The following is a 25487-nucleotide window of genomic DNA, read 5'->3' on the forward strand; positions in this document are numbered from 1 at the left end:
GCCTCACCCCTCCTGTCCGCCCGGCGACACGGAGACCGCCGCCGGCTCGTTCCACAGCAGCTGCACGGTCTGGACCGGCCGTCCGGCCTGGACCAGTTGACCCCGCCCGGGCGGGAGCGCGCGAGCCCTGACCCCGCTGAGCAGGGGGCCTTCGCCGCGGTCGCCCGAGAGGACGAGGGCCGCCGTCCCCGAGTCGCGGAGCGAGCTGGAGAAGGTCTCGTACAGGCCCCGCGACGAGCCCCGTACGCGTCGGGTGAGGACGGCATGGAGGCCGATCTCGCCGGCGAGGGGGAGATAGGGTGCCAGCCGCGCGAGGGGAGCCGAACCACCGGCGGTCAGGATGTCGTAGTCGTCGATGACCAGGACGATGCGCGGCATCGACTGCACGGCGGCCCGGCCCGCTCCCGTGCGCTTGTCCAGCTCGGTGGCGACGGCGGCCGCGAGCTGCTCGGCCAGGGCGGCGCTGGTCGCATAGCCGCCGAGGTAGGAGTCCGGGACCTGGTCGGCCAGGGTGCGCCGGGGGTCGAAGACCGCGAGGACCACGTCGTCCGCCGTGTGCTGTGCCACCATGCTGCGGATGACCGTGCGGAGGACGTTGGTCTTGCCCGACCCCTCGTCCCCCAGGACCATCAGGTGCCGCTCGCGCAGCTCGAGGTCGAGGTACTCGACGTCGAGGTCCGCCTCCCGGAGGCCGAGGGGGACCAGCGCCTGCCGCTCGGGGATGGCGACCGTCGACGCGGGAACGGTCTCGGGCAGGACCCTGACGCGCATGGCCCGCTGGTCCGTCGAGGACGCGACCGCGGCCACGAGATCGCGCATGCCCTGGACCGCCGTGTCCTCGTCGGAGACACCGTCGATGCGGGGGAGCGCGAAGTGCCCCTGGAGCTTGTTCGCGGCCAGACCGCGCCCGGGACGTCCCAGGCTGACGGCGTCGGCGGTCTTGCGGCCGTGGGCGGACTCGCCCGGATCCGCGAGCCGGAGTTCGATCCGGTTGCCGAAGAAGCTCTGCTGGGAGATGCGGATCTCGTTCATGCGCGAGGATGTCGTCACCACGTGCAGGCCGTACCCGCCGCCCCTGGCGATGAGCGAGTGCACCTGCTTCTCGATGTCCTCGAACTCGTCCGTCAGCTGGCCGTAGCCGTCCAGGACCAGGACGACGTCGGCACTGGTCACCTCGGGGACCTGGCCCTGCGCGCACATGCGGCGCAGGGTCGGCAGGGAGTCGATCTGGTACCGCTCGAAGAGCCGCTCACGCTCGGTCAGCATCGCGAGGAGCTCGTCGACGGTGCGGCGGATCACCTCGCGGTTGCTGCGCACGGCCACCCCGCCCACGTGGGGCAGACCCTCGAGGGCCATCAGCGAGCTCCCGAGCAGGTCGATGCCGTAGACACCCACCTCGGCCGGGCTGTGGGTCAGCGCGAGGCCGGCGACGATCGTGCGGAGCGCCGTGCTCTTGCCCGTCTGCGGACCGCCCACGATCGCGAGATTCCCGCCATTGGCGGACAGGTCGAGCTCCCACACGCCCTGCCACTGGTGCGCCGGGTCGTCGAGGAGCCCGACGCCGATCCGGAGGGGGGCGGTCCGGGTCATGGCGTGGCCGAGGCGGAGGCCCTGGCTCGTCGTCTGGATCCCCCCGGCCGCGGCGTCGAGCGAGATGCCGGCCGGCAGCGGAGGAAGCCAGATGGGGTCGACGGCGCGCGGGAAGGTGGACAGCGTCTCCATCAGGGTCGAGAGCACGGTAGGGCCCGTGGTCCGCTTCGATCCGCTGGTCGACTGTGGTGCCGGCGCCTCCCTGGCCGCCGGGTTCGAGGACAGGAGGGTGGCGGCATACCGCGGGACCTCGAGCACCTCGTCCTGCTCCCCGCCGTCGTCCTCGTGCTCCTGTTCCTCGAGCAGCGCGTCGAGCGGACCCGAGACGTAGCCCGCCTTGAATCTCGTGTAGGTGGTGGTGTCCACCTTGAGGTAGCCGAAACCCGGCACAGGGGGCAGGTGGAAGGCATCGGGTGTCTCGAGCACGGTCCTGCTCTCGGCCTCGGACAGGGTACGGAGGCCGATGCGGTAGGACAGGTAGGTATCGAGTCCCCGGAGCTTGCCGGCCTCGATGCGCTGGCTGGAAAGGAGGAGATGCACGCCGATGGACCGTCCGATCCGGCCGATGGACAGGAAGAGGTCGATGAAGTCGGGGCGGGCGGTGAGCAGTTCGCCGAACTCGTCGATGATGACGACGAGGTGCGGCAGGGGCGGCAGGTCCTCCCCGTGCGCCTTACGTTCCTGCCGATGCAGCTGGTAATCGGTGATGTTCGCGAGGTTCCCGGCGGACTTCAGTACTTCCTGGCGGCGCTGGATCTCGCCGGCCAGGCTGGCGTACACCCGCTCGATCAGGCTGAGATCGTCGGAGAGGTTGGTGATGACACCGGTGACCTGCGGTGCCCGTTCGAAGGGGGCGAAGGTGGCGCCGCCCTTGTAGTCGACGAGCACCATGGCGAGCGTCTCGGGAGGGTGGGTGGCCAGGAGCCCGACGACGAGGCTCCGCAGCATCTCACTCTTGCCCGATCCCGTGGCCCCGATGCACAGGCCGTGCGGGCCCTGGCCGAACTGGGCGGCCTCCTTGAGGTCGAGCAGCGTCGGCCGTCCGCGGTCGTCCGCGCCGAGGGGCACACGGAGGAAGTCCACCTCGCTGCGCGGTTGCCAGAGCCGGCGGATGTCCTCGGCGCCGAGTTCAGGGGTCAGTCCCAGCATCTCGAGGAATCCCACCGAGCTCTCCGACACATCGTGTTCGAGGGAGTCGGGGGACAGGCGCAGCGGTGCCAGATCGCGGGCCACCGCCTCTGCCGTGGGAACCGGGAGGTCGTCCAGGATGCCCCGCTCGACGAGGGGATCGACGCCGTCCACCCGGTAGTTCTCCACCATGAAGCCGTCCGGGGTCTCACTGATGCGCAGCGCCACCTCACCCGGCTCCTGCACCCTGTCGGCCACCAGATGAACGGTGGTGATGCCGAGCTGGCCCGGCGCGGCATGCGTGTCGGGGAGGTGCAGTTCCACGGGCAGACGTCCGTAGGCGTCCGCCACCACGAGGAGGCGGGGCAGCGCAGCGCCGACACCTCCGCGGAGGAAGTTCTTGCGGGACTCGGCAGCGAGGCTCGACCTCTCGAGGAGATCCTCGCGGAGGAGGTCGGAGAGGTGCTCGACGGTCGGTGCGAGCCGGCGCACCGGTCCTGTGCGGTGGGTCTTCTGCTGGTCGGCGAGGTGCGGGAGCCAGGTCGCCCACTCCCAGTCGGGGCGCTCCTCCTCGTCGCAGGCGATCGCCAGGAGCAGGTCCTCGGGGGAGTGGAAGGACGCGGCCTCGGCGACGAGCAACCGCCCGACCTGCAGCACGAACGCACGGGAGCCGATCACGCTGACGTTGCCGGCACAGTCCAGGGGCAGCGTGATGGGCAGGTCCGGGCTCGACTCGTAGCGCTGCCTGAGCAGCTCCAGTTCCGTCGTCATGAACGTGTCGGCCTGCTGCAGGGCGGACCCCGCGTTGGCGACGTGGATCTCGCGGTTGCGCCTGGGGCCCGTGCCGAGGCGCACGCGCAGGAAGTCCTCGTTGGCCCGGCGGCGTTCCCACAGCCGATGGGGGTTACGGATGATGTCGAAGAGGGCATCCGGCGGCGGGCTGCCGACCCTGGCGACGCGCTCGGCGAGCTGCTCCTCCGCGCGCAGCTGGGTCCTCGCGCGCTCCAGGTACTCGAGGTAGTTCTCCCTCTGCTCCCGCCGCTGCCGGCCCTGCTTGCCCCGCTGGCTCACCATCATGACCACCGAGGCGAGCACGGTGACGATCATCATCAGTGCTCCGACGGCGGCCAGGGAGGATCCCCTGAAGAGCATCATCACGGTCATCGACAGGCCCGCGCCGAGCAGCGGGACGAGGGACATCATGTTCATCCCGCCCCCGCCGGATTCGACGGGTGGTGGGGCGTCCAGGCTGAAGGGCGGAAGCTGGCGGGCCGGTGGCGTGGTGCGGGCCGGCCGGTGCACGATCCGTACGCTCATCGGGCGCCTCCGTCGATCGCCAGGTGCAGCGCGCGGGACGCGAGCGTGCTCACCTGCAGGCGCGTCCTCCGCGCGAGCAGCGCCAGGTCCAGTTCCACCCCGGCCGCGAGGTGCCGGTCGTAGTCCAGGTGGACCGCGGGGATGCCCGCCCCGTTCAGCCGCGCGGCCTGACGTGCGGGGTCGAGGGCAGCGCGGTCATCCACGCGGACGACGACGACGAGCAGCGGCACGTACCCGGGCTCGCCCGGTTGCGGCCACCGGTAGGTGACGGCGAGGGCGTCCTCGATGCCCGCGACGGACGCCGGGGTCACGAGGAGGGCGGCGTGTGCCTGGTCGACGGCCCAGACGGTCGTGGGGAGCTCCATCCCCGCGCCGCAGTCGTAGACGGTGACGGGACAGAAGCGGGAGACGGTGCGTACCAGGCCCGTCGCGTCCTCCGTGCGCGTCCCGGCGAAGGGCGGCGCCGTGAGGCGGGCGGCCCCGCTCCCCGCGACCAGGAGATTCTCCTGTGCCCTGCCCATGACCCCTGCGAGCTCGTCGACGGTGGCCACGGGTCCCGAGGCGATGAGCTCGGCGACGGTCGGTGCGGACTCGAGGCCCAGCCTGAGGCTGAGGGTGCCGAGACCCGTACCGGCGTCGATCGCCGCGATGGTGTCCGAGCGCATGGCCGCGAACACGCGTGCGAGGAGCGCGGCCGTCGTCGTCCTCCCGGCTCCGCCGCGCGATCCGACGACGGCGATGCGCCGCCCCGTGGTCACAGGAGCCTGGGTGCCCGCCGCCGCCCGGGTGAGCTCCTCGCCGTAGGCGTCGCTGCGGAAGAGATCGGTGACCTGCTGCACCAGGGTCCGCAGCGGACCGTCCGCGGGACGCGTCCTGAGGACCCTGCGGAGGCGTTCCTCCGGCGTCTCGAAGGAGTCGGCGCCACGAGGGACGGGGCTGGAAGAGGTCGTCACGGCGTTCATCCGAAGCTTTCGAGGAGTTGGGCGAAGACGCCGAACATCCCCACGGTGAGGGGGACGGAGACGAGGATCGCCAGGGTCTCGAGGCGTTTGGCCTGCTGCCGGCCCCGCGCGGCGACATGGTCGGCCGGGGTGACAGCCAGTGAGACGGCACTGACCCCACCGATCAGCAGGACGACGACGCCGACCAGCCAGGGCTGGTGGGGGAGGAACCGGAGGGCGCCGAGAGCGAGTGCGGCGAGACCGACGGCCGACGCCGCGTACAGGGCGATCCGCTCTGCTGCGAGCGGGAAGGCTCGGGCACGCAGGGCGGTCGCCACGATCAGCGCGGTCAGGAGCGGCAGGGTCCACGGCTGCGTGCTCGCATCGGTGCCGATGATCCACAGGCCGGTTCCGATGGAGGTGGCGGCGATGACCGATCCGAGGCTGAGGGTCGCGTGTGCGGCGGCGATCGCGTCGAGCGCGTCGGTCCGCGCGATCGTGTCCCCCTTCGCCCGCTGGTCATCGAGCGTCGCGAGCCCGGAGGAGGACAGTGCGATCTTCGGCATCAGCCCGAGCACCAGGACCCCGGCGAGAGTCGCGAGGGCGGCCGCCTTCGGCGGGTCGGGGGCGAGGACCGTCGCCGCTACCCAGACGAGGGACACGGTGGCAAGGGTGATCGCCGCACTGGTCATGGCCCGGCGCCTGTCCGCGACGATCCCGATGGCGAGGAACAGGACGATGGTCAGGACCGCGGTGAGGAGCGCGGCCACGGGTAGTCCGTCGTCCCGGTGGATGAACCCGGCGAAGGCGCAGATCCATCCGGCGGCGAGCAGGGCGATTCCGACCGTCCGGAGGCGGGGGGCGGCACCGGCCAGCGTCCCTGCCCCGAGGAGGACGGCCCCGAGGGCGCACATGATCCACCAGGCGCTGTCCGCGGCGTAGGCCTCGAGCAGCAGCTCCGCGCCGGCCCACAGCCCGAGTGCCGTGAGGACGGCAGCCGTCACCGACGCCAGGCCGGCGGTCCATCGACCACGGACCTCCGGGCCGCCGTCCACCACGAGGTCGGTCACGTCGTAGACGACGGCGGCGGGCGGAGCCTCGGCCGCGTCGCACAGGAGCAGGGAGGACCCGTCGGTGACACCCGCGTCGTCGAGCGTGCCGGCGGCGTCGAGCGGTGCACCATCGGGGCCGACGAGCAGCTTGGCGGCGACGTCCTCGCTCGGCTCGTCCTGCAGGAGGTCGAGGACCTGCGGCATCAGGCCTCCGACGGGCCGGTCGGAGGGGAGGAGGAGGTCGAGGTGGCGCCTGGTGCCGATGAGGGTCACCCGGGTGAAGGCGTGGGCCATCCGGTCAGTCTCCAAGGGGTCGGTGGGGGAACCAGGGCGAGGCCTGGCTGCGGGGGTCGCCAGCGGGCTGGTGGACGATGCCGATGCCGATGCCGATGGCGCTGTTCTGCTGTTGCTGCTGGCGCTCGCGCTGCTCCTCGAGGAGGTTGCCGACGAAGGAGATGCCGACGCACACCGAGGCGACGACGGCGGTGAGTGCGACGCTGAAGAGGAAGAGCCGCACGGAATCCATCCACCGTCGCTGGTGCGGATTCGCACCGAAGAGGACCGCGTTGGTGAGGCGGTTCCTGCGGACGGTGACGGACTCGATGAGCTGGCTGTCGTAGTCGTTCGCCACAAAACCCCCCGGATTGTTCCTGAAACCGTTCATATACTCGCACCCTTTGACCCGCACGCCGTCCTCCGCGGGCCGGGATGGGGAGAACTACCCATCCTCCGACCTTGACCATCGGCCCGCAGGCCGGTTCGATGAGTACAGCAGGGTCCGCAGGCGTGATGTCGCCCGGGTCCGCGGTCCGCCAGGACCGGCCCGCTCCGGGTGCAGTAGAGGCATCGAGAAGCGCCGGAAGGCGCCAAGGGGGTAATCGTGAAGTTCGACATGGGTTCACAGACACTGTCCACGCTGACACAGCAGACCGGCACGTCGAACGAGGACCTGGGCCAGCTGGTCCGCAGCCTCGTGGATGCCGTCGCCCCGCTCGAAGGCAAGTTCAACGGCCAGGGCCGCGTCCGCTTCGACGAGTTCAAGCACCGCACGGACGTCGTCGCCAACGAGCTGAACGCCTCGCTCGGCATCATCCTCCAGGGTCAGTCGGAGATGGACACCGCCTTCCAGACCGGCGACCAGGAATCAGCGGACAACGCGACGCAGCAGCAGGGGTCGGCCGCCTTCGACGCCGCGCGCTTGGGCGGGCGCTAGTCCAGCCGGTCAGCCGGCCCGGCCGCGCACCGCGGCTCCGCCCTGCGGGGCACACCCACTTTCTCCGAGTACGGCGCCGGACCACCGGCGCGGAAGGACACACCATGTCACAGGATCGCGTCAGCTTCGATACAGATACCTCCGCCTCCGTCCAGGGCGACATCCAGTCGATCGTCGGGCGTCTCGAGGCCCTCATCGCCGACCGGGAAAAGGCCGTCAGCACCGCGATGTCGGATTTCCAGGCCGACGGCGTCTCGGAGGAGTACCAGGCGGTGGAGGTGCGCTTCAAGAATGCCGCCAACGAGACCCGCAACATCATCTCGCTGGTCAAGGAGACGCTGGGCCTGAACGACCAGACCGCCACGGGTGCCGGTTCCCGGGCGCGTTCCGCCGTGCAGAACATCGGCTGATGCGCCCCGGCACCACCGGGACACCTGCATCGACGAAGGACCGGACGGGGGAGTCGGATGTCCTATGACGTAGCGACCGGCGAGGTCGTCGCCGTACTGAACAGCGTGAACGACGAGATGCAGGCCTATGAGGCCCTCTTCACGAGCCTCGGTGAGAACCTCTCGGCGCTCGCCACCGCGTGCATGGCCGAGCCCGTGTCGGCGGAACTGGAATCGCTGAGCACCGAGGTGGTGCAGCCGGCCCTGCAGAACGTGGCGGGACGTTCCGGAGCGGCCGTCAGCGCGGTGAACGAGGTCGTGACCATCCTGACGACGGCGGACGTCGACATGACGACCGCCGCGAACCAGGCACTCGTTCGCGCCGAACAGACGAAGGTCGACGACCTGCCGGACGGCGGCGGGTCCGCTGCGCCGGCCTCGCGCACCATCCCCCACTAGGGCGGCGCCCACCACGCGTGGGTCCGCAGTGGCCGCGGCCCTTCTCCGTCCGCGTCGATCCCCACGGGTCGGACACACCTCCCAGACAGGTCTCCCATGACGATCAACATCGCCGAGTTCGAAGCGGTGCTTCCGGATGCGGAAGCGATCAGGACGGCCGCCGGAGCGTTCAAGGACACCGTCGGCTCGATCAACACCACCGCCACGGTCACCGCGTTCACCTGGGCGCGGCTCCAGGGAGGTGTCTATGACGTACCGGGCAAGGAGCAGGTGTTCAGCGCGTTCCTCCCCGTCCTCACGGCGTCCGGAGACCTGGTCGAGAGCACCGCGACGGTCCACACCGCGACGACCGCCTATGCGGACGCCGTCGACGCCCTCGAGGTGCGGCTCCAGGGTGTGAAGGCGGACGCTGCCTCCTTCTACAGCGAGGTGGACGGCCGGCCCCAGGACGAGTGGGACGACGACGAAGGCCTGGTCGAGAAGGAACTCGCCATCATCGGTGCGCTCGACCAGCTGTACGCCGATCTGCAGGCTGCCCAGCGGGACTGCGCCAACGCGATCAGCGGGATCTACGGCGGTCCGTCCTACGTCCAGACGACGGAGGAGGGACCAGCCGCCCACCAGGTGGCCTACGGGTACTCGAAGGACCAGCTCGACGCGGCGGCCGCCGCAGGGGACGTCCCCTGGGGCAAGCCCACCGAGTGGGACAAGCCCTGGTACAGGGACGTCGGGGATGGCATCGCGTCCTTCGGCAAGGGCCTGTGGTCCGGGGTCACCGGGACGGTCACGGGCCTCGGGAACATGGTGGGCCTCAATGGCTCGGAGGCGTTCGAGCAGACATGGGCCGGAATCGGCAAGCTGGCCGTGAACGTCGCGATCGTCACGAGCCCCCTGGCGCGGGTCGCGCTGCGGGCGTCGGGCAACGGCGACGTCGTCGACCGCGCCGGTGAGGAATTGCTGGCGGTGGGCAAGGCCGCGATCCACTGGGACGAGTGGCAGTCCGATCCCGCCTATGCGGCCGGCGCGACGACCTTCGACCTCGCGACCATCCTCCTGACGGCCGGCGCCGGTGCGACGGCGAAGGTCGGATCCGTCGCGGGGAAGGTCGCGACGATCGGCGGCAAGGCCGGGACGGTCGTCCGGGTGACCGGTATCGGGAAGGTCGCCGTCGGCACCGTGAAGGCGACGGACTTCGTCCAGGGCGTGAAGGTCAGCACCATCACGGTCACTGCCGATGTCGGCCGCACCGTCATCGCCAAGGTCGACGACGTGTACCGGGCCGGGACCGCGGGGGTGGGGAACACCGTACGTCACGGTGTCGCCGTGCTGAACGACGCCGGGGACAGATTCGTCAACGCCCTGTCACCGCAGTCTGCTCTCGCCGGCGCGGGTGGGGTGTCGACGCGGCCGGGCACGCTGCTGAACGCCGTCGAGACGCACACGGGATCACGGGGCGGTGCGGGCAACTCCACAGGCGCCCCGTCGGGCACGGGTTCGCCGGGATCATCCTCGTCGGGAACCTCGTCCTCGAACCGTGCCGAGGAGTTCCGGCGGCTGAACGAGGGCCGGTACGGGCAGACCGTCGACCAGCAGCCGGTGCCGGTGCGCACGGACGCTGGACCGATGCCCGACGCCGCGACCGGGACGGGGGCTGCCGAGGCGGGCAGGTCCTCCTCGCCGGGACTGTCCGCGCGGCCTCAGGCCGAGGGTGCGGCGGGCACCACGACCTCCATGGCGACATCGGAGCCTGCCACCAGCCGACCCGCCACCCCAGGGAATGCCGTACCGGAGCATCGTGCGCCCGGAACCGACGCTACGGGGCCCACCACGGAATTCGACACGCCGGCTGGTTCGCGTGACGGTGGCACACCGACCGATGCGGCCCCCGGAGCAGCCCGCCCGTCGACGTCGCCGTTCGCGCACCCGGAGTCCTCGCACGGCACCCCGGTCCCGGACGTCATCCACAGGCCTGCCGAGCACGCCGTGTACGGGCTGCGCAACGATGCTCCTGATGCTCCGAGCCGGCTCGAGGGTGCGGCTCGTCTTCCGGACGAGGTGCACGCGGACCTGCGGGGCATCGTGGATCCGGACCAGCCGCCATATGGCCTGGACGAGCACGGTCACGAGCTCACGGAAGCGGAGTACGCGAACCGGTACGGCAAGGCCGATGATCAGGGCGCCATCGCGTGGGATCGGTACCCGGACAACGCGGGAGCAGTGGAGGGGTCTGTCCGGCAGTACGACACCCTCGATGACCTGCGTGCGGACCTCGGCGACGTGACGGTCGACCGTATCGGCGCCAACAGCGGGTCCTTCCTCGCGGTGGAGGGCACGCCGTGGGAGATGCGGAGCCTTCCGGTCAACACGCTCGGCAAGGAGTTGCACCACTTCGAGCTCGACGATCTGCCCGGCGGGTACAGGGTCGAGGTCTCGGAGATCGCCCCGGCTTTCGGACGGCCCGGCGGTGGCACGCAGCTGCGGATCGTCGACGCGATGTCCGGGCAGCCGGCAAGCGTCGATCGTCTGATCGACGCGCAGATGCTGCGGGAGACCGGGCCCCTCCCGGCCTCCTCGCCCCTGGCGCCCGAGTCGGTCGACGGACGCTCGCTACCCGGCGACGGGCCGGCCGCTGTGGGTGATGCAGGTGTTGGCGGACAGTTCACGACGGGTGGAGATGCCGCGGCTGTCCACGGGGTCCGCGAGCCGTTCGACCAGGCGGATCCGTCGGGCGTGGGTCGTTCGCCCGACCTGCAGCCTCGGGTTCACGACAGCGACTCCGGACCGGGGTCGTGGGAGTACGAGCCGCCGCAGAAGCACGGCGGGCCTTACCAGAGGTTCGTGACCGGCGTGGAGTTGGACGACGACGGGCGATGGCTGGAGTACAGCGTGCCGACCGAGTCGCCGTCTTCTCCGTCGGGCAGGGTGAAGTTCGATGGCCATTACTGGGACAAGGGACCGCCCCCCGTCGAGGTCTTCCAGGAGGCGAAGGGCGAGTACGCCTTCTTCGACAAGTGGGGAGCTCTGGACGATACGTTGGACACCATGGTCGGTGATCAGCTGACGAGACAGGTCGACGCGCTGGAAGCGGCTGCACCTGAGGCCCGGCTCGAGTGGAACTTCGCCGAGCAGGTCGTGGCGGATAAGATGCAGGCGCTCGTCAACCAGAACCGGATCTTCCGCGACCTGTCGGATGAGGGGCGGATCATCATCAAGTGGACGCCGATGACGTGAAGAAGGACGAGGGGGTCGTGATCGCGACGATGACTGACGAGACAGCAACAGACCGAGGCCTTTCCACGGTGTTCCCCCATCATCCGGAGGGAGCCTTCGTCAGCCTGGGTTGGGGTGGGCGGCTGGAATCCCCGGCGGAACTCGCTCCACGATACGAGGCGATGTTCGCCCTGATCCGTCGGTTGGCGGGTGACTCCTTCCGCTTGTACGAGGGACACCTGAACCCGGAGGCGGAGGTGAGGGAAGTGCCGATGAACGGTGCTCCCCTGATCGAGTGGATAGCGTCGTACGGTCGTGAGCCCGGAGCCGAGCGCGTGCCCTGGAGCACGACGTCCACGTCACTGAGGGCCGACCCGGAAGCCACAGGACATCGGACGGCATCCATCTCGGTAGCTGCCGGGGCTCCTACGCGGACGGCGAACAACGTCCTCCTTCGTCTGGCGTCCGACTTCCCGATCGGGACCGCCCAGGAATCGGTGGAACTCCTGCTGGCCCTGGTCCGCATCTGGCAGCCCGATGTCGCGGTCCTCCTGACCTCCGAGGCTGTTGCTTCGATGTCCCCGTCCACGCATGCGGCGTACGCGTCGTGGACGTCAACCCTGGCTCGGGGGGAGGAGCCGACCGGCAGGGGGGAGAGAGCCGTTCCCTACGGGGACGGGACGGTCTGGATCGCCGAGGAGTGGTCGGTCGAGGCTCTGACAGCTCTCAACAGCGAACTGGTCGCGGCCGGCGCGCCTCGCCTGTCGAAAGGTCGGGCACTGCAGCTTCCGCCGACCCTTCCCCATGACGTGCCCGAGCATCTGGTGGACATCTGCCGGAACATCCGTATCCCGAACCCACGTGGGAGGTGACGGATGGACTCCCGGAACTGCGGGCTCGCGCATCCATCGTTCTCGACCGACCGAAGCCCTGCGATGGTGTTCCGGTCGACGCCGGACCTCCTTCGATCCGACCTGGACGTGACAGACCCGTCGACGCCGCGGCCGCGGGCGGACCTTGCCCGAGGAGACACGTGAAGACGCTGCGGGAATCGATCGATCCCGAGGTGCTGGCGATCGTGGCGGAGTGGTTCGGGGGCAGTGCTCCGGTGTGGCAGGACGACGAGTGGATCTGCTACGACGCCGAGACGGACGGGATCCTGATCACTGGTGAGCCGGGCGCCGTGTCGGTGTTCTTCACCCTTCATCAGGGTGACCGCAGTGGTGGGCCCGATGTGGTGTGCACGGATGCGGCAGATGCCCTGCGGTATGCCCTGTTCAAAGCGGGAGTCAGGTTCCGTCAACGGCGTCTGTACGGGCGTCTGCTGGTTCCTTTCTCGACCGCGCTCGCTCGTGCAGGGTTCACCATGTCACCGCTCAACGGTTTCGGGGCGATGCTGACGGTGGATGACGGGGATGGTTCGGCGCCGGAGCGGCGGTTGTCCTTCACCATGGGAGGGGAGGCGACGGAGGCGACGTTCTACCTGGACGCGAGCTTCCCGGACCTGATGGACTCGATGCGCGCGCCTGGCGGGCAGCCCTTGTTCGGGGATGTGCGGCAGGTCCCGGCGACGAGCTTCGAGCGGGCCCGTCCCTGATCGGGGTCGTCGTCCCTGGTTCCTGTCCTTTGTCGCGGCGCTGTTCGGTGCCAGCAGTGAGAGTGGTGTTGTTGTGCGGGTGAGTGTTGGAAGGTCCCGGTTCGTCCAGCCTGTCGGTTCGGATGCGGAGCGTCAGTGGTTCGACGCCGATGAGAACATGTCCGTGGCGAGCTTCCTCGAGCAGTGTGGCCTGCCCCTGCAGTTCGTGGACGGTCAGGGTCTGTGGGCAGTGTCGATCGGCGGGGCGGGGCGGGTGGAGGCGGTGGTGCGTCAGGCATCGGCGCCGGGCGCACGGGGTGCCGTCCCGGACGTGCTGTACGCGACGGACCGTACTCTGGGCGAGTTCGCCTCCGGGGACGGGGCGGTGCATGTGGTGTTCACGTCGACCCCGGGGCCGCTGGCCGAGGTGGTGGAGCGCGCGAAGGACGGTCGGGTCTGGACGGTGTCGTCCCCGAGCGGCGAGGTCCGCAACGGTCGGGTGGCCGACGCCGTCGTGCAGTTCGCGAAGAGCCCTGACCAGCGGTCGATGATCGAGGTGCTGCGTGGCTGCCTCGCCGGTGAGTTGCTGATGGATGTGACCGGCTCCGATGCGGCGTCGCCCGCCCTGCGCGGTTTCATGGGGGCCCGCGATGTCCCGGCGATCGGCGTGTTCACGGACCAGGGCGAACTCGCCCGGTTCCTGGCGGGCCAGGGCGACGGATCAGATGCGCTACAGTCGCTCGCCCTGCCGGGTGTCCTCGCCCTGCAGACGGCTCTGGAGGATTCGAGGGTGGGCTGGGTGTACGTGAATCCGGGGGGTCCCACGTGTGCTCTGGCCCGTCCTGACCTCGAGTTCGCCCTGCAGGGGCCGCCGAACCAGGCACTGCGCGAGGTGGTGGTGCGTCAGGGCTCGCAGCAGGAACTGTTCACGGCGATGCTGGGGGACACGAGGGTGTTCCTGGGTGAGATCGAGCGGGACGGCAGGAAGCAGCCCCTCACCGTACCGGTCGACAAGGACGGATCCACCGAGGTCCACCTCGCTGTGTTCACCTCTGCTGCCGAGGTCGCGGCGTTCGACGCCACGGCGGCGGTGCGGGCGTTCACGCCCGAGTGGGTGATGCAGCTGGTGTTCGGGCAGCGGCTCGCCGGGGTGCTGATCGACCCCGCCGGCCCGTCGGCCTCGATCGGGTCGTTCCAGATCTGGCACCTGCTCGACAACCCTCCGCTCGACGGCCCGGCCACGAGCGTCCAGGGCGCGTCGTAGCCGCGGACGCCCTGCGCCGCTCGACGAGGGGTAGGGGATCCTCGCCAGTGGCCCGTGTCGGAGCCGTAGGGCAGGATGGGCGAGTGACTTCCACAGCAGACGATGCATCACTGGACATCCCCCGGACGGGTTCGGACGGGCCTCCCGACGGCGATCTCCGGGAGGAGCACGCGCTGCTTGCCGAGGAGATCCGGAAACACCGGATCGCCTACTACCAGGAGGCGGCTCCCACGGTGTCGGATGCCGAGTTCGACGCCCTGTTCCGGCGCCTGGAGGAACTCGAGGCCCTTCATCCGGAACTCGTCTCGAATGATTCGCCGACCCAGGAGGTCGGCGGCGAGGTCTCCTCGGCCTTTACGCCGGTCGACCATCTGGCCCGCATGTACAGTCTCGAGGATGTCTTCTCCCTCGAGGAACTGAAGGTCTGGCTGGACCGTGCCACGGCAGGCGTCGAGCAGCGCAGCCCCGGCGCGGGGATCCAATGGCTCACGGAACTCAAGATCGACGGTCTGGCCGTCAATCTCCTGTACCGCGACGGCGAGCTCGTCCGGGCGGCCACCAGGGGAGACGGTGTCACCGGCGAGGACATCACGCACAACGTCCTCACCATCGCGTCGATCCCGAAGCGACTCGCCGGCACCGATCACCCCGAGGTGGTCGAGATCCGGGGCGAAGTGTTCTTCCCCACCAAGGAGTTCGGCCAGCTCAACGAACGCATGGTCGCCGCGGGTAAGGCGCCCTTCGCCAATCCGCGCAACGCCGCGGCCGGCTCGCTCCGCCAGAAGGACCCGGCCATGACGGCCGAGCGTCCGCTGGACATGTACGTGCACGGGATCGGAGCGAGGACCGGCCTGTCCGCCGAGACCCAGTCCGGCACCTACGAGCTCCTGAAGGCCTGGGGACTGCCCACGTCGCCGTACTACAGGGTGCTGCAGGACCAGGCCGAGGTCGTCGCGTTCATCGAGCACTACGGCGACCATCGCCACGACCTGCTGCACGAGATCGACGGCATCGTGGTGAAGGTGGACAGCTTCGCCCTGCAGCGCGCGCTCGGTCACACCTCCCGGGTGCCCCGGTGGTCCGTGGCCTACAAGTACCCGCCCGAAGAGGTGAACACCAAACTGCTGGACATCCTCGTCAACGTGGGACGCACCGGGCGCGTGACCCCTTTCGGCCTCATGGAACAGGTGAAGGTCGCCGGATCCACGGTCGGCATGGCCACTTTGCACAACCAGGAGGTCGTGAAGGCCAAGGGCGTCATGATCGGCGACATCGTGGTGCTGCGGAAGGCAGGGGACGTGATCCCCGAGATCGTGGGGCCGGTCATCGCGCTCCGGGACCAGCAGGACCCGCCCGTGCGGGAGTTCGTCATGCCCAACGAGTGCCCGTCCTGCGGGACGGCGCTCCAGCCGGCCAAGGAGGGCGACGTCGACATCCGCTGCCCGAATGCGCGGTCCTGCCCCTCCCAGCTCCGGGAGCGTGTCTTCCACCTGGCCGGCCGTGGTGCCTTCGACATCGAGGCCCTCGGGTGGGAAGCGGCCATCGCGCTGACGCAGCCTGCCGAACCCGAGGTACCGCCCATCACCACCGAAGCGGACATCTTCGACCTCACGCCCGAGAAGCTCGCCGATGTGAGGATCGAGCGGGACAAGAAGGTCAAGGGCGTGGTGACCGGCCGTGAGCTGGTGCCGTACTTCTACTCGAAGGGCACGGCCAAGAAGCCGTCCGAACCGAGCGCCACCACCCGCAAGCTCTTCACCGAGCTGGAGAAGGCGAAGCGGCAGCCGCTCTGGCGTGTCCTCGTCGCGCTCTCCATCCGCCACGTCGGTCCGACAGCCTCCCGGGCCCTGGCGACGGCATTCGGGTCGATGGAACGCATCCGCGCGGCCACCGAGGAGGAACTCGCCGACGTCGACGGCGTCGGTCCGACGATCGCGGTGGCCCTGACCGAGTGGTTCGCCGAGGACTGGCACCGGGAGATCGTGGACCGGTGGACCGCGGCGGGTGTCCGCATGGAGGACGAGGTGGACGAGAGCACCCCCCGTACGCTCGAAGGCCTCACCGTCGTGGTCACCGGATCGCTCGAGCGGTACAACCGCGACGAGGCGAAGGAGGCGATCATCACCCGGGGCGGCAAGGCTGCGGGCTCGGTGTCGAAGAACACGAGTTACGTGGTGGCGGGTGAGAACGCCGGCACCAAGCTGGAGAAGGCGGAAGCACTCGGCGTCGCGGTGCTGGACGAGGAGGGTTTCATGGCGCTGCTGGAGCACGGACCCGCCGCGCTGGCGGGTAACGCCGACGGGAGCAGCTCGGCCGCCGACCCGACCGGGGAGTCAGGCCAGGGTTCCGCTGCCGGGGAGCCGGATCCCAGCGAGGACGAGGACGTCGCAGGGGAGCTCGGCGCCGGCGCCGGCGCCGGTACCGATACGGCGTCGGCAGCCAGGGCCGAGGGATGACCGCGGTACCCGGCCCGGTGGGAGCGACGTCGGCATCCGTCCCCGCGCTGCTCCACCTCGCGCGCCAGGCAGCCGCTGCCGGGGCGGCCGTCCTCGCGCGCCGTGATCCCTCGGCCTTCGAGGCCGGCAGCAAGAGCTCGGACAGCGACTGGGTGACGGCCTTCGACGTCGCTGCGGAGCGGGCCGTGCGGGGCGTCATCACCGATTCCCGGCCGCACGACATCATCACGGGAGAGGAACTGGGCACCACCGTGCCACCGGGCCCGGCGGCCGCGTCCGACCGCATGCGGTGGTCCATCGACCCGCTCGACGGCACCACGAACTTCATCCGCGGGATCGTCTACTACGGAACCTCCGTGGCCGTCGCCGACGCGGAGGGTGAGTGGCTCGCCGGCGTCGTCCATGCGCCCGCCCTGCGCCGGGTCTACTGGGCGTCCCGGGGTGGGGGAGCCTGGCTGAACGACGACGGCGCCGTCCGACGGCTCTCGGATCCGATCGTCGGACGCGGCGGCCTCCTCGCGACGGGCTTCTCCTACGACCCCTCGACGCGCAGCGACCAGGTGCGCGAGCTTGCGGACCTGCTCGACGGGTTCGGGGACCTGCGGCGGCTCGGCTCGGCGGCGCTGGACCTCTGTCTGGTGGCCGACGGCACGCTCGACGCATTCGTCGAGCGCGGGCTCAACGAACACGATTGGGCCGCGGGCGCCCTGATCGCGGAGGAGGCCGGTGTCGCGGTGCGCCGCCCCGACCTCACCCCCATGCTCGACGGCGGACCGGGCGACGCCGAGCGCCTCGGCGCCGTCACCGTTGCCGGACCGGAGGACCTCGTCCACGCCGTCACCGGAGCTGTCGCCCGGTCGACCGAGAGGCCGCGATGACCACGCCGTCCTGGCAGAAGGTGTTCTCCACGCTGGCCGGAGGTCGATCGCGCGAGCTGTACGCCCGGGCCGTCCTCGGGCAGCCGCTCGAGGCGACGCCGAAGGAGCTGCAGCGCCTGCGGGACGCCGGGCTCGTCCTGCCGGACGGCACTGTCGACGAGAACCTCTTCAAGGCTGTCCTGGCGGCTGCTGCACCGAAAACGCCGAAGGGTGTGGACAGGTTCTTCCACGAGGGCCGGATCGACGGGTTGCCGCGCGCCGGCCAGGATCGTGCGGACCTGCTCTCGCACCTCGCCGAGCGGCTCCTGCCGGCTGACCGGGAGATCAGTGAGCCCGAGGTCAACCGGCTGCTCGCCACGGTGACGCGCGATGTCCCGACGCTCCGCCGCGCGCTGGTGGATGACGGTCTGATGGAGCGCTACCCGGACGGCACCGGATACCGGAGGGTGACCGAGGCGTCCTGAGCCCAGGGTCCGGCGGGCCGGCCGCCTGCAGGTGCGTGGGTCAGTTCCGGGACGATGCGACAGACAGAAGGACTCCCGCAAGGGTGCTGGAGTCCTTCTGTCCGAGTGGGTCCGAGCGTCCTCAGCCGGCGGCGGGGGGCGTGAGGACGGCGTCGATGAGGTAGACGACGGCGTTGGCGGTCTGGACGCCGCCGCAGATGACGTTGGCGTCGTTGACCTTCAGTTCCTGGCCGGATCCGGTGACCTCGAGGTCGGCGCCCTGGACGGTGGTCTGGGTGGTGCCTTCGAGTTCGGTGGGCTGGATCTTGCCGGGGACGACGTGGTAGGTGAGGATGCTGGTGAGGCCCTCGGTGTCGGTCTTGAGGCCTTCGACGGTCTCGGCGGGGAGGGCTGCGAAGGCGTCGTCGACGGGTGCGAAGACGGTGAATTCGTCGCCGTTGAGGGTGTCGACGAGGTTGACGTCGGGGTTGATGCCGCCGGAGACGGCTGCGGTGAGCTGGGTGAGGATGGGGTTGGCGCCTGCGGCGTTGGCGACGGGGAGCAGGGACATGCCTTCGACGGAGCCGTCGCCGGAGGGGACCTGCTCGGCGTAGCCGGCGCAGCCGGGGCCGACGAGGTTCGCGGCGGGGTCCATCATGGCGTCGGCCGAGGCGGAGGGGGCCATGCTGGCCTCTGCCGACGGCGACTCGCTCTCGGGGCCTGCCGTGCTGCTCTCACTGGCCATGTTGCCCGAGGTCGTCTCGGTCTCGTCGGTGCCGCCGCAGGCTGCGAGGCCGAGCATCGAGACTGCTGCGATCCCGAGGATCGAGAGGTTCCTGCGCTTCGTGAGTTCCATGCTTCTCCTTCGTAGGTGAGCGGTCCACCGCCCACTGTGTCCGACGTTCCCGACGCTTGACTTCTCACGCCGATGTCTTGCTGGTCCTTCGGTGGCACGGCGCGGGCAGATGGGTGCCGGCACCATGTGAGGAGCGCCACAGGTGCTGGCCGGCGAGCCTGCTCCTGGTCGCCGGCCAGTGCCTGCTGTCAGGCCGCCGGCGTGATCTGCGCGTAGAGGGCGGCCGGGTCGTGGGCCAGCGATGCCTTGATCATCGCGCTCCACTCGTCGACGACCACCTCGATGGCGCCCTCGGCCAGTCCGTCGAAGGACGCGCGGGGTACGAGTGCCGGGTCGATCATCGGTCCGTCGTACCCGGACATGATCTCGGTGTCCGCTGCGCCGAGGTGGACGCCCTGCACGAGCGTGCCCTGGGCCGCGAGGTCCTGCCGCACGCCATTGGTCATGTTCCACTCGGCGGCCTTCGCGGACGCATAGCCTCCGTTGCCGGGGTAGGAGAACCAGGACAACGCGGACAACACATTGACGATCCCGCCTCCGCCGTTGGCCGCAAGGGTCGGAGCGAACTCGCGGATCATGTCCAGCGTTCCCCAGAAGTGCGTGTCCATCTCGCGACGGAGTGCGTCGAGATCGCCCGTGACGAGGGGAGTCGAGGTGGCGATGCCGGCGTTGTTGATGAGCAGCGTGACGTCTGTGGCGGCGCGGGCCGCTGTGACGACCGAGACGTGATCGGTGATGTCGAGCGGCAGCACCTCGACGCGGTCGAGGTCAGCGAGGGCACGTGCCTCCGGGGTGTCGGTGCGGCGTGCCGTGGCGTAGACCTTGCGGGCTCCCCGGGCGAGGAGCTCGTCGACGAAACGACGTCCGATGCCGCGGTTGGATCCGGTGACGAGGGCGACCTGGTCGGTGATGTCCATGTGAGGTGTTCTCCATTCTGGCGGCCTGGCGTCGTGCCCTGCCTGCTCGGCTACAGTAGGACTTCACGTTGACGTCAAGGGCAAGTCGGCCCCCGGCGTCGGAGGGGAGAGGTGCTCATGCGCATCGGAGCCATCGCCGAGCGGGCCGGGGTCAGTACCCGGGCCCTCCGCTACTACGAGGAGCAGGGCCTGCTGCCTGCGCAGCGCACGGCACGGGGCCAGCGCGTGTACGAGGAGGCTGCCGTCGAACGGGTCCAGCTGATCCAGCAGCTCTTCGCGGCGGGACTGGCCAGCCGCACGATCGTCGACCTGCTTCCGTGCGTCGACAGGGGAGAGGCGAGCGAGGACGCACTTGCGCTGTTGAAGCAGGAGCGGGACCGCATCACCGAGAGCATCGCCGACCTCCAGAAGGCACGCGCACAGCTCGACCGCGTCATCGAGATCTCCCTGCACCCCGACCCGGAGCACTGCCCCGCCCTCCGCACCGGGACAGCGCCGCAACCGGTCTGAGTCGAGGGTGCGGTCCGGTGGTCATTCGATGCCGGGATCACCCGCAGAAGACCGTCCCTCCCGGTCGGGCCCCGGCGGGCCGCGCTGACCGACTCAGCGGAGCGCCAGTGCAAGGCCCAGCATGGCGAGGGCGAGGACGGGAAACAGCCAGTTGGTGACGTGGACCAGGATCCTCGCACCTGCCCCGGTGCCGGCCGTGGTGCCCGACAGCGGGTCGATGATCTCGTCGTCGTCCGCAGCGCGGGAGGATCGGACGGTATTCCGCACCGACAGTGCCACCATGACGACGGCGGTCCCGATGAGCCAGGGTGAAGGATCGATGGCCAGCCACGCGTCGGAGGCCTGCGTCGGTGCGACGACGGCCGAGAGGACACCTGCGACGGCGCAGATCGCAGTGATCGCGATACCTACCCAGATCCGTCGGACGACGGCGTCGAGATAGAGCGGCAGGAGGGCCACGAGAACCACCGGTGTGGCGAGAAGCGCCAGCTGGGCAGGGGACACCAGGAGTACCTCCTGCTGCGTCCAGGCCGCGACCGCCTGGTTGAACAGGAGGAAGGCCAGGAGCCCGAGCAGGGACGGCCAGAGTGCCTGTCGCACCCAGTCGTGCCCGGGTGCGGCGGGCAGCTCGAGCGCGGCAGCGTAATCGCGGGCGGGCCCGAAGGCTTCCGCCGCCGCCTGGCCGGTGTCGCCGAGAAGCTCCTTGGCGCTCGCCACGGTGTCGCCGATGGCGCTCCCGTGGACCTGCCGCAGCCGGAGCTCCATGACGAGCTCGTCGAACCACTTCTTGTCGCTGGTCCTCTGCATCATGGGGAGATCTCCTTCGCGGGTCGATCAGGATCGAGGTAGTGCACGCTGGACTCGACGAAACGCCTCCAGTCGGCGCTGAGCCTTGTGAGTTCTGCCCGGCCCTGCTCGGTGAGGGCGAAGTACTTGCGGCCGGGACCGCCGTCGCCGGCGCGCCACTCGGTGGTCAGGAGCCCGGCCGCCTCGTAGCGGGTGAGCAGCGGATACAGGGTTCCGCCCTTGATGGCACCGAAACCGTGGCGCTCGAGCTCGCTGATGATCGCGTACCCGTAGGAGGGCCCGAATGACAACGCACGCAGGGCGAGGAATCCGAGGGTCGCCCTGAGCCAGTCGCTGGGCCAGTCCACGCCATCCGTAGCTCGCACATCGGGGGTGGAGGTGCTCATGACTAGATTGTCTCTCTAAGTAGTTAGCCTGTAAAGCCCCTACGCGGCTCCGCGCCGGCCTCATTGCCGGCGTCGGTCCCCGTGACAAGATGAAGCGGTGACTTCCGCTCCGTCCGGCCACGCCGTGTCCGACTCCCGCCTCACCATCCGGTCCATCCGCACCGAGGACTACGACGCCGTCCGCCGCATCACGCGCGACGCCTACCTCGAGGCCGGGTACTTCGCCGACGACGGCCACCCGTACATGGCGGTCCTGTCCGATATCGAGCACCGCGCACAGCACGCCGAGGTCTGGGTCGCCGAGCGGGACGGCACCGTGGTCGGATCGGTCGCACTGACGTTCGCGGGCCAGCGGTACACGGACATCGCCGTCGAGGGTGAACTGGAGTTCCGCATGCTGGCCGTCGATCCTTCGGTGCAGCGGGGCGGGGTGGGCCGCGCGATGGTGGAGCGCATCGTGGAGCATGCGCGCACCCTGACCGGTATCGAGGCCGTCAGCCTGACCAGCGGCTCCGAGATGGTGCGCGCCCACCGCCTCTACGCGTCGATGGGGTTCGTCCGGGTGCCCGAGCGGGACTGGGAGGTCCCCAACGAGGACATCCTGCTCTGGGTCTTCCGGCTGCCGCTCCAGCCTCCGCGTCCCGTCGTCGAGCCGCCTGCCGCCCTGCCGGACGCGCCACGCGACCGCACTAGACTGGACGGAGAAACCCACCTCCGACTTCCAGGGGAGATCCATGGCTGAGATCAACCGGGACGACGTCGCGCACCTCGCGCGTCTCGCCCACATCGACATGACCGACGAGGAGCTCGACCGCATGGCCGGGGAACTCGCCGTGATCGTCGATTCCATCAAGACCGTGAGCGAGGTGGCGGGCGACGACGTCCCCGCGACCAGCCACCCGATCCCGCTGAGCAACGTGTTCCGCGAGGACGTCGTGGGGGAGACCCTCAGCAACGAGGAAGCGCTGCTCGGCGCGCCCGACAACGCCGACGGACGCTTCAAGGTCCCCGCGATCCTGGACGGGGAGTAACCCATGACCGATCTGATCCATCTCTCCGCCGACGCCCTCGCGCAGAAGCTCGCGGCGAAGGAGGTCTCCGCCGTCGAGGCGACGCAGGCCTGCCTCGACCGTATCGGCGCCGTCGACGGTGCCATCAACGCCTTCCTGCATGTCAACACCGACGAGGCACTGCTCGTCGCGGCGGAGGTCGACAAGGCCCGGGCCGACGGCGACACGCTGCATCCGCTGGCAGGGGTCCCCATCGCCGTCAAGGACCTCATCGTCACGAAGGGCCAGCCGACCACGGCCGGGTCGAGGATCCTCGAGGGCTGGCAGAGCCCCTACGACGCGACCGTGGTGAAGAAGCTCCGCGCCGCGAGGATGCCGATCCTCGGCAAGACGAACCTCGACGAGTTCGCCATGGGCTCCTCGACCGAGCACTCCGCGTTCGGCCCCACCCGCAACCCGTGGGACCTGGACCGCATTCCCGGCGGCTCCGGCGGTGGCTCCGCTGCCGCGGTCGCCGCCTTCGAGGCGCCGCTGGCCCTCGGCACCGACACCGGTGGCTCCATCCGCCAGCCCGGCGCCGTCACCGGCACGGTCGGCGTGAAGCCCACCTACGGCGGTGTCTCCCGCTACGGCGCCATCGCCATGGCCTCCTCGCTGGACCAGATCGGTCCCGTGTCCCGCACGGTCCTCGACAGCGCGCTGCTGCACGAGGTCATCGGCGGGCACGACCCGCACGACTCGACGTCGCTCACCGACCCCGTCGGCGCGCTCGTCGAGGCCGCGCGGATGGGCCAGGTCGAGGGCATGCGCATCGGCGTCATCGAGGAACTGCAGGGCGAGGGCTACCAGGCCGGCGTCCTCACCCGGTTCCACGAGTCGCTCGACCTGCTGCGCTCGGCGGGCGCCGAGATCGTCGAGGTCTCCTGCCCCAATTTCCGCTACGCGCTCGAGGCGTACTACCTCATCATGCCGTCCGAGGCCTCCAGCAATCTGGCCAAGTACGACGGCGTCCGCTTCGGCCTGCGCGTGGTGCCCGACGGCGCCCCGACCATCGAGCGCGTCATGGGCGCCACCCGCGCTGCCGGCTTCGGTGACGAGGTGAAGCGGCGCATCATCCTCGGCACCTACGCGCTGAGCGCCGGGTACTACGACGCGTACTACGGTTCGGCGCAGAAGGTCCGCACGCTCATCCAGCGGGACTTCGCCGCCGCGTTCGAGCAGGCCGACGTGCTCATCTCGCCGACGGCGCCGACCACGGCGTTCAAGCTGGGGGAGAAGCTCGACGACCCGCTGGCCATGTACCTGAACGACGTCGCGACCATCCCGGCGAACATGGCGGGCGTCCCCGGGCTGTCGCTCCCCGGTGGACTCGCGGACGAGGACGGGCTCCCCGTGGGCATCCAGCTCCTCGCACCGGCGCGCCAGGATGCACGCCTCTACCGCGTGGGCGCCGTCCTCGAAGCACTGCTCGAGGAGACGTGGGGCGGCCCGCTGCTGGCCAAGGCTCCGGCCATTTTGAAGATTGCAGGTGGAAAGTAATGACTGCTGGTACCGATGAGGTCCTCTCCTTCGACGAGGCCATAGAGAAGTACGACCCGGTGCTCGGGTTCGAGGTCCACGTGGAGCTCAACACGAGGACCAAGATGTTCTCCTCCGCGCCGAACGCCTTCGGCGACGTCCCCAACACCAACGTGACCCCGGTGGACCTCGGCCTGCCCGGCGTCCTGCCCGTGGTGAACGGGGTGGCCGTGGAATCCGCCATCAAGATCGGGCTCGCGCTCAACTGCAGCATCGCCGAGAAGTGCTACTTCGCCCGGAAGAACTACTTCTACCCGGACACCCCGAAGAACTTCCAGACCTCCCAGTTCGAGGACCCGATCGCGTACGACGGGCACATCGACATCGAGCTGGCCGACGGGACGGTGTTCAGGGTGGAGATCGAGCGTGCCCACATGGAGGAGGACGCCGGCAAGCTCACCCACATGGGCGGCTCCACCGGCCGCATCCAGGGCGCCGAGTTCTCCCTGGTCGACTACAACCGCGCCGGCGTGCCGCTGATCGAGATCGTCACCAAGCCGATCGAGGGCGCCGGTGCGCGGGCCCCCGAACTCGCGAAGGCCTACGTCGCCGCGATCCGCGAGATCGTCAAGAACCTCGGTGTCTCCGATGCCCGTATGGAGCGCGGCAACGTGCGCTGCGACGCGAACGTCTCCCTGCGTCCGTACGGCCAGGAGAAGTTCGGAACCCGTACCGAGACCAAGAACGTCAACTCGCTGCGCGCCGTCGAGCATGCCGTCCGGTACGAGATCCAGCGGCACGCCGCCGTGCTCGACACCGGGACGCCGATCCTGCAGGAGACGCGGCACTGGCACGAGGACACACGCTCGACGACGTCGGGCCGGCCCAAGTCCGACGCCGACGACTACCGCTACTTCCCCGAGCCGGACCTCGTGCCCGTGGTCACGAACGAGGCGTGGATCGAGAAGCTCCGCGCCGAACTGCCCGAGCCGCCCGCCGAGCGCCGCAAGCGCCTGCAGGCCGACTGGGGCTACTCCGACGCCGAGTTCCGCGACGTCGTCAACGCGGGCGTCATGTCCTCGATCGAGGACACCGTCGCCGCAGGCGTCAGCGCCGCCGTCGCCCGCAAGTGGTGGATGGGCGAGATCTCCCGCCGCGCCAAGCTGGCCGACGTCGAGCCCGCCGAGCTGGGGGTGACGCCCGAGCTGATCGTCGAGCTCAACGCGCTCATCGAGTCGGGCAAGATCAACGACAAGCTCTCCCGCGATGTGCTCGACGGCGTCCTCGCCGGGGAGGGTACGCCTGCCGAGGTGGTCGAGAAGCGCGGCCTGGCCGTGGTCTCCGACGACGGACCGCTGCTCGAGGCGATCGACGGTGCCCTCGCGGCGCAGCCCGACGTCGCGGACAAGATCCGCGGCGGCAAGGTCCAGGCCGTCGGCGCGATCGTGGGCGGTGTCATGAAGGCCACTCGCGGCCAGGCCGACGCCGGCCGCGTGCGGGAGCTCATCCTCCAGCGCCTCGGCGTCGAGGGCTGACCCGCACCCGAAGGACACGGACGAGGGAGGGC

Annotated in this window: 23 protein-coding genes; 15 read left to right on the forward strand and 8 right to left on the reverse strand. The window is 69.9% G+C overall.

Features of this window, described 5'->3' with window-relative positions; genetic code table 11:
- Positions 1-3: 3 nt before the first annotated feature.
- Genes eccCa through FNH21_RS13570 form a run of 4 tightly spaced genes read right to left on the reverse strand, consistent with a single transcriptional unit; the run spans position 4 to position 6692 of the window.
- Positions 4-4035, reverse strand: coding sequence for a type VII secretion protein EccCa (eccCa, locus tag FNH21_RS13555; RefSeq protein WP_152816587.1), 4032 nt, complete (start codon positions 4033-4035; stop codon positions 4-6).
- A complete protein-coding gene (locus tag FNH21_RS13560; RefSeq protein ID WP_152816589.1) occupies positions 4032-4988 on the reverse strand; it encodes a CpaE/TadZ family protein in 957 nt (318 codons plus the stop codon). The genes eccCa and FNH21_RS13560 overlap by 4 nt, the downstream gene beginning before the upstream one ends.
- Before the next feature lie 5 nt (positions 4989-4993).
- Positions 4994-6322: a type VII secretion integral membrane protein EccD gene (gene eccD / locus FNH21_RS13565; protein ID WP_152816591.1), complete on the reverse strand. Its 1329-nt coding sequence runs from the start codon at positions 6320-6322 to the stop codon at positions 4994-4996.
- Positions 6323-6326: 4 nt separating this feature from the next.
- Entirely contained in the window at positions 6327-6692 is a 366-nt protein-coding gene (locus FNH21_RS13570) for a hypothetical protein (protein WP_152816594.1), read from the reverse strand.
- A gap of 228 nt (positions 6693-6920) precedes the next feature.
- On the opposite strand from FNH21_RS13570, the gene FNH21_RS13575 reads away from it, so the two are divergent.
- The 10 genes from FNH21_RS13575 (at position 6921) to FNH21_RS13620 (ending at position 17937) form a co-directional block, all read left to right on the forward strand.
- Positions 6921-7241: a hypothetical protein gene (locus FNH21_RS13575; protein ID WP_152816596.1), complete on the forward strand. Its 321-nt coding sequence runs from the start codon at positions 6921-6923 to the stop codon at positions 7239-7241.
- 104 nt (positions 7242-7345) lie between these two features.
- Positions 7346-7651: a pore-forming ESAT-6 family protein gene (locus FNH21_RS13580; RefSeq protein ID WP_152816598.1), complete on the forward strand. Its 306-nt coding sequence runs from the start codon at positions 7346-7348 to the stop codon at positions 7649-7651.
- A 57-nt stretch (positions 7652-7708) separates the two neighbouring features.
- A complete protein-coding gene (locus tag FNH21_RS13585) occupies positions 7709-8089 on the forward strand; it encodes a DUF6507 family protein (protein WP_152816600.1) in 381 nt (126 codons plus the stop codon).
- 96 nt (positions 8090-8185) lie between these two features.
- Complete coding sequence (locus tag FNH21_RS13590; RefSeq protein ID WP_152816602.1) at positions 8186-11320, forward strand: glycohydrolase toxin TNT-related protein; 3135 nt, start codon at positions 8186-8188, stop codon at positions 11318-11320.
- The gene (locus tag FNH21_RS13595) at positions 11302-12171 is read left to right on the forward strand and encodes a hypothetical protein (protein WP_152816603.1); all 870 of its coding nucleotides are present in this window, start codon (positions 11302-11304) and stop codon (positions 12169-12171) included. The genes FNH21_RS13590 and FNH21_RS13595 overlap by 19 nt, the downstream gene beginning before the upstream one ends.
- Positions 12172-12332: 161 nt before the next feature.
- On the forward strand, positions 12333-12896 hold the full coding sequence (locus FNH21_RS13600; protein WP_152816605.1) for a hypothetical protein: 564 nt from the start codon (positions 12333-12335) through the stop codon (positions 12894-12896).
- Between the two features lie 79 nt (positions 12897-12975).
- Positions 12976-14139 (forward strand): SseB family protein, encoded by a 1164-nt coding sequence (locus FNH21_RS13605; protein ID WP_152816607.1) that lies wholly within the window; start codon positions 12976-12978, stop codon positions 14137-14139.
- Between the two features lie 83 nt (positions 14140-14222).
- Positions 14223-16595: an NAD-dependent DNA ligase LigA gene (ligA, locus tag FNH21_RS13610; protein WP_191931981.1), complete on the forward strand. Its 2373-nt coding sequence runs from the start codon at positions 14223-14225 to the stop codon at positions 16593-16595.
- Positions 16592-17473 (forward strand): inositol monophosphatase family protein, encoded by an 882-nt coding sequence (locus FNH21_RS13615; RefSeq protein WP_152816609.1) that lies wholly within the window; start codon positions 16592-16594, stop codon positions 17471-17473. Before ligA ends, FNH21_RS13615 begins: the two co-directional genes overlap by 4 nt.
- The gene (locus FNH21_RS13620) at positions 17470-17937 is read left to right on the forward strand and encodes a DUF2087 domain-containing protein (RefSeq protein WP_152816611.1); all 468 of its coding nucleotides are present in this window, start codon (positions 17470-17472) and stop codon (positions 17935-17937) included. Before FNH21_RS13615 ends, FNH21_RS13620 begins: the two co-directional genes overlap by 4 nt.
- Before the next feature lie 121 nt (positions 17938-18058).
- Here FNH21_RS13620 and FNH21_RS13625 read toward each other — a convergent pair whose 3' ends face one another.
- Both FNH21_RS13625 and FNH21_RS13630 read right to left on the reverse strand, forming a co-directional pair.
- The gene (locus tag FNH21_RS13625) at positions 18059-18772 is read right to left on the reverse strand and encodes a fasciclin domain-containing protein (protein ID WP_152816613.1); all 714 of its coding nucleotides are present in this window, start codon (positions 18770-18772) and stop codon (positions 18059-18061) included.
- 188 nt (positions 18773-18960) lie between these two features.
- Positions 18961-19689 (reverse strand): SDR family oxidoreductase, encoded by a 729-nt coding sequence (locus FNH21_RS13630; RefSeq protein ID WP_152816615.1) that lies wholly within the window; start codon positions 19687-19689, stop codon positions 18961-18963.
- A 117-nt stretch (positions 19690-19806) separates the two neighbouring features.
- Between FNH21_RS13630 and FNH21_RS13635 the strand changes: the two genes are divergently transcribed.
- Entirely contained in the window at positions 19807-20199 is a 393-nt protein-coding gene (locus FNH21_RS13635; protein WP_152816617.1) for a MerR family transcriptional regulator, read from the forward strand.
- Positions 20200-20292: 93 nt separating this feature from the next.
- On the opposite strand, the gene FNH21_RS13640 is transcribed toward FNH21_RS13635, so the two are convergent.
- The gene (locus FNH21_RS13640; RefSeq protein ID WP_152816619.1) at positions 20293-21009 is read right to left on the reverse strand and encodes a hypothetical protein; all 717 of its coding nucleotides are present in this window, start codon (positions 21007-21009) and stop codon (positions 20293-20295) included.
- Entirely contained in the window at positions 21006-21392 is a 387-nt protein-coding gene (locus FNH21_RS13645; protein ID WP_152816621.1) for a PadR family transcriptional regulator, read from the reverse strand. The genes FNH21_RS13640 and FNH21_RS13645 overlap by 4 nt, the downstream gene beginning before the upstream one ends.
- A gap of 97 nt (positions 21393-21489) precedes the next feature.
- Between FNH21_RS13645 and FNH21_RS13650 the strand changes: the two genes are divergently transcribed.
- The 4 genes from FNH21_RS13650 to gatB are packed head-to-tail and all read left to right on the forward strand — an operon-like array spanning position 21490 to position 25455.
- Positions 21490-22134, forward strand: a complete 645-nt coding sequence (locus FNH21_RS13650; RefSeq protein WP_191931982.1) for a GNAT family N-acetyltransferase — start codon at positions 21490-21492, stop codon at positions 22132-22134.
- A complete protein-coding gene (gatC, locus tag FNH21_RS13655; protein ID WP_152816623.1) occupies positions 22127-22423 on the forward strand; it encodes an Asp-tRNA(Asn)/Glu-tRNA(Gln) amidotransferase subunit GatC in 297 nt (98 codons plus the stop codon). The genes FNH21_RS13650 and gatC overlap by 8 nt, the downstream gene beginning before the upstream one ends.
- 3 nt (positions 22424-22426) lie before the next feature.
- Positions 22427-23941 carry an Asp-tRNA(Asn)/Glu-tRNA(Gln) amidotransferase subunit GatA gene (gene gatA, locus FNH21_RS13660; protein ID WP_152816625.1) on the forward strand — a complete coding sequence of 505 codons (1515 nt, stop codon included), beginning with the start codon at positions 22427-22429 and terminating at the stop codon, positions 23939-23941.
- Complete coding sequence (gatB, locus tag FNH21_RS13665; protein ID WP_152816627.1) at positions 23941-25455, forward strand: Asp-tRNA(Asn)/Glu-tRNA(Gln) amidotransferase subunit GatB; 1515 nt, start codon at positions 23941-23943, stop codon at positions 25453-25455. Before gatA ends, gatB begins: the two co-directional genes overlap by 1 nt.
- Positions 25456-25487: the final 32 nt, after the last annotated feature.

The sequence above is a fragment of the Arthrobacter bussei genome (assembly GCF_009377195.2).
Lineage (GTDB): Bacteria > Actinomycetota > Actinomycetes > Actinomycetales > Micrococcaceae > Arthrobacter_D > Arthrobacter_D bussei.

Coding starts and splice junctions, on each gene's coding strand:
- eccCa (WP_152816587.1), bottom strand. CDS start 4,035: ATGAGCGTACGGATCGTGCACCGGCCGGCCCGCACCACGCCACCGGCC.
- FNH21_RS13580 (WP_152816598.1), top strand. CDS start 7,346: ATGTCACAGGATCGCGTCAGCTTCGATACAGATACCTCCGCCTCCGTC.
- FNH21_RS13575 (WP_152816596.1), top strand. CDS start 6,921: ATGGGTTCACAGACACTGTCCACGCTGACACAGCAGACCGGCACGTCG.
- gatC (WP_152816623.1), top strand. CDS start 22,127: ATGGCTGAGATCAACCGGGACGACGTCGCGCACCTCGCGCGTCTCGCC.
- FNH21_RS13625 (WP_152816613.1), bottom strand. CDS start 18,772: ATGGAACTCACGAAGCGCAGGAACCTCTCGATCCTCGGGATCGCAGCA.
- FNH21_RS13590 (WP_152816602.1), top strand. CDS start 8,186: ATGACGATCAACATCGCCGAGTTCGAAGCGGTGCTTCCGGATGCGGAA.
- FNH21_RS13635 (WP_152816617.1), top strand. CDS start 19,807: ATGCGCATCGGAGCCATCGCCGAGCGGGCCGGGGTCAGTACCCGGGCC.
- FNH21_RS13630 (WP_152816615.1), bottom strand. CDS start 19,689: ATGGACATCACCGACCAGGTCGCCCTCGTCACCGGATCCAACCGCGGC.
- FNH21_RS13645 (WP_152816621.1), bottom strand. CDS start 21,392: ATGAGCACCTCCACCCCCGATGTGCGAGCTACGGATGGCGTGGACTGG.
- FNH21_RS13585 (WP_152816600.1), top strand. CDS start 7,709: ATGTCCTATGACGTAGCGACCGGCGAGGTCGTCGCCGTACTGAACAGC.
- gatA (WP_152816625.1), top strand. CDS start 22,427: ATGACCGATCTGATCCATCTCTCCGCCGACGCCCTCGCGCAGAAGCTC.
- FNH21_RS13620 (WP_152816611.1), top strand. CDS start 17,470: ATGACCACGCCGTCCTGGCAGAAGGTGTTCTCCACGCTGGCCGGAGGT.
- FNH21_RS13640 (WP_152816619.1), bottom strand. CDS start 21,009: ATGATGCAGAGGACCAGCGACAAGAAGTGGTTCGACGAGCTCGTCATG.
- FNH21_RS13615 (WP_152816609.1), top strand. CDS start 16,592: ATGACCGCGGTACCCGGCCCGGTGGGAGCGACGTCGGCATCCGTCCCC.
- gatB (WP_152816627.1), top strand. CDS start 23,941: ATGACTGCTGGTACCGATGAGGTCCTCTCCTTCGACGAGGCCATAGAG.
- FNH21_RS13570 (WP_152816594.1), bottom strand. CDS start 6,692: ATGAACGGTTTCAGGAACAATCCGGGGGGTTTTGTGGCGAACGACTAC.
- eccD (WP_152816591.1), bottom strand. CDS start 6,322: ATGGCCCACGCCTTCACCCGGGTGACCCTCATCGGCACCAGGCGCCAC.